The sequence below is a fragment of the Streptomyces sp. NPDC033229 genome (assembly GCF_055576875.1).
This window is the reverse complement of record NZ_JBVIQR010000001.1, coordinates 254,059-256,878: the sequence shown is the minus strand read 5'-3', so window position 1 is coordinate 256,878 and position 2,820 is coordinate 254,059. Positions and strand designations below refer to the sequence as shown.

2 protein-coding genes are annotated in these 2,820 nt (G+C 72.1%); one reads left to right on the top strand and one right to left on the bottom strand.

What is annotated here, in order from left to right; all coding sequences use genetic code 11:
• Positions 1 to 101: 101 nt before the first annotated feature.
• Entirely contained in the window at positions 102 to 2,129 is a 2,028-nt protein-coding gene (locus ACZ53N_RS01055) for a transglycosylase domain-containing protein (RefSeq protein WP_469138870.1), read from the bottom strand.
• A 229-nt stretch (positions 2,130 to 2,358) separates the two neighbouring features.
• On the opposite strand from ACZ53N_RS01055, the gene ACZ53N_RS01050 reads away from it, so the two are divergent.
• Positions 2,359 to 2,727 carry a BlaI/MecI/CopY family transcriptional regulator gene (locus ACZ53N_RS01050; protein WP_469138869.1) on the top strand — a complete coding sequence of 123 codons (369 nt, stop codon included), beginning with the start codon at positions 2,359 to 2,361 and terminating at the stop codon, positions 2,725 to 2,727.
• Positions 2,728 to 2,820 lie beyond the last annotated feature (93 nt).

Sequence of the window (2,820 nt, the reverse complement as noted above, 5' to 3'; positions counted from 1 at the left end):
TGTCCGCCATACCCCCCCCCACCCCCCCCCCCCCACACCCCCCCCCCCCCCCCCCCCCCCCCCCCCCCCCTCCCTCTTCCTCCCCCCCCCCCCCACGGCCGTCACTTCCCCAGCTCGGTCATGTACGCCGTCCAGATGCCGATCGGGTACGGGCTGCCGGAGGCGGACTTCGCCGCGCCGCCGAGGCCGGTCAGCGGCTGCAGCTCCTGGCTCCCGGGGTCGATGCGGGAGAGCGAGACGGCGGTCGAGAGCGTGCCGCGGTAGCCGACGAACCAGGCCGACTTGTTGTCCGGGCCGGTGCCCGCCTTGCCCGCCACATCGGCCCCGGCGGCCCGTGCCGCACCGGCGGTGCCGCGCCGGACCGTGTCGCGCAGCGCGTCGTCCACGGCGCCGGCCACGGACGCGGGCAGGGCCCGCTCGGCCGTCGGCTTGTCCACCGGGACGGCGTCGCCGTTGCGGGTGAGCCGGGTGACGGAGTACGGCTCGCTGTGCGTGCCCCGGGCGGCGAAGGTGGCGTAGGCCCCGGCCATCCGGATGGCGCTGGGCGTGGTGGTGCCGAGGGAGAAGGCGGGCACCCGGGGGCCGAGGCTGGAGGCGAGCAGTCCCGTCTGCACGGACGTACGACCCACCCGGTCCAGACCGACGTCCATGCCCAGCTGCATGATCGGGGCGTTGATCCCCTTCACGACCGCGTCCCGCAGCGACACCTTGCCCCAGGACTTGCCGCCCTCGTTCCGCGCCTTGACGATCTTCCCGGAGCGGTCCCAGTACGGGCCCTCGGGCGTCCGGATCGTCACCTTGTCGTTGCCGTCGTAGACGGTGGCCGGGGTCACGGGCACCCGCGGCTTGCCGCGTTCGCGCTCGACGCCGTCGCGCAGGGCCGCCGCGTAGACGAAGGGGGTGAAGGCGGTGCCCGCCGGGACGACGGAGGAGTTGGCGTCGTTGAACCCCTGCTTGAGGTAGTCCGGGCCGCCGATGAGGGCGACGATGCGACCGTCGGTGGTGACCGAGGCGGCGCCGATGCGGACGTTCCGGTCGGCCTCCCGACGCTCGGGGTCGAGCCGGCCCCGGACGTCCGCCACGGCCTTCTTCAGCGCCTCGACCTTCGGCTTCTCGAACGTGGTGCGGATCTGGTAGCCGCCGAGGTCGAAGTCGGCGTCGGAGACCTCGGTGTGCGCGCTCACATAGGCGCGGGCGGTCTCCACGAGATAGCCCGTCTGCCCGTTCAGCCCGGCCGGCTTGGGCGGGGCCTTGGGCTCGGGGAACGTGGTGTAGCCGGCCCGCTCCTTCGGGGAGAGCCTGCCGATGGTGACCATCCGGTCGAGGATCCAGTTCCAGCGCTCCACGGCCCGCTCGTGGTTCGCGCGGCTGATCGCCGGGTCGTAGAGGGCGGCCCCCTTGAGCAGCGAGGCGAGCACCGCGCCCTCGCTCGCGTTGAGCTGCGAGACGTCCTTGCCGTAGTAGGCGTGGGCGGCGCGCTGGATGCCGTAGGTGCCGCGCCCGTACCAGCTGGTGTTGAGGTAGCCCTCCAGGATCTCCGACTTGGTCATCTTGTTGTCCAGCTTGATGGCGATGAACATCTCGGTGATCTTGCGGGTGAAGGTCTGCTCCTGGTTGAGGTAGGCGTTCTTCACGTACTGCTGGGTGATGGTGGACCCGCCCTGGGTCTCACCGCCCGTGATCATCCTGGTGAGGGCGCGGGTGATGCCGCTGACGGAGATCCCGCTGTCGGAGTAGAAGGTCTCGTTCTCGGCGGCCAGCGCCGCCCAGCGCACCTTCTCGGGGACCTTCTCCAGGGCGGTGTCCTGCCGGTTGACCTCGCCGGTACGGGCCATCTCGGTGCCGTCGGCCCAGTAGTAGACGTTGTCCTGCTGGGTGGCGAAGGCGTTGAGGTCGGTGGGTATCTCCGTGCGCGCGTAGAGAACGCCGACGAGGGCCGCGAACGCCCCGATGACGAGCGCGGTGACACCGAGGCTCTGGCGCCACGACGGCACCCACCGGCGGAAGCCGCGCCGCCCCGGGCGGGGGTAGGCGGGACGCAGCCGCCCGAGGAGGTGGGCGGCGGGCCGAGGGCGGCGGGCCGGGGCGGCGTGGTTCCGGGCGTGCGGCCCATTTCGACGTTCGAACACCGCTTGACCCTACGACCCGGGTCAAATCCCCGGGATGCCAGTTCCGTCACAGTCGTCCCGTGGCCTCACTCGGGTTCTGGGGGATCGGCTCCCGGAGGGCCGAAAAGGGTGGCGGGAGCAGCCTCACTACGCCTTTACACTTCTGTAGACGAGGAACATCCCGGTCGTACCGGGCGGGAAGACGAGCAGAGAGAACGCCGCAGGAATGTCAGCAGGCACACCTACCACCGTGGTCCGTCAGGGCCGGCGCCGCGCGAACGGGGCGCTGGAGGGCGAGGTCCTCACGGCGCTGCAGCGGGCCGAGGGCCCGCTGACCCCCCGCGAGGTCCAGGGCCGGCTCGCGGGCGAGCTGACGTACAGCACGGTGGTGACGATCCTGTCCCGGCTGCACGCCAAGGAGGTGCTCACCCGCACCCCGCGCGGCCGGGCGTACGCCTACGCCCCCGTGACCGACGACTGCGGGCTGGCCGCCCGCCGGATGCACAAGGTCCTCGACGGCCGCCCGGACCGGGAGGCCGTGCTGACCCGCTTCGTCAGCCAGCTGACCGCCATGGACGAGGCCCTGCTGCGGCAGCTGCTCGTGGGCGGCGCCCGTTAGGGCTGCTGTGCTGTGTCCTCAAGCGCCGGACGGGGTGGATGTGGCTGGGAGCAACCCCACAACACACATCCGACTGTGGGGGTCCGTGCCACA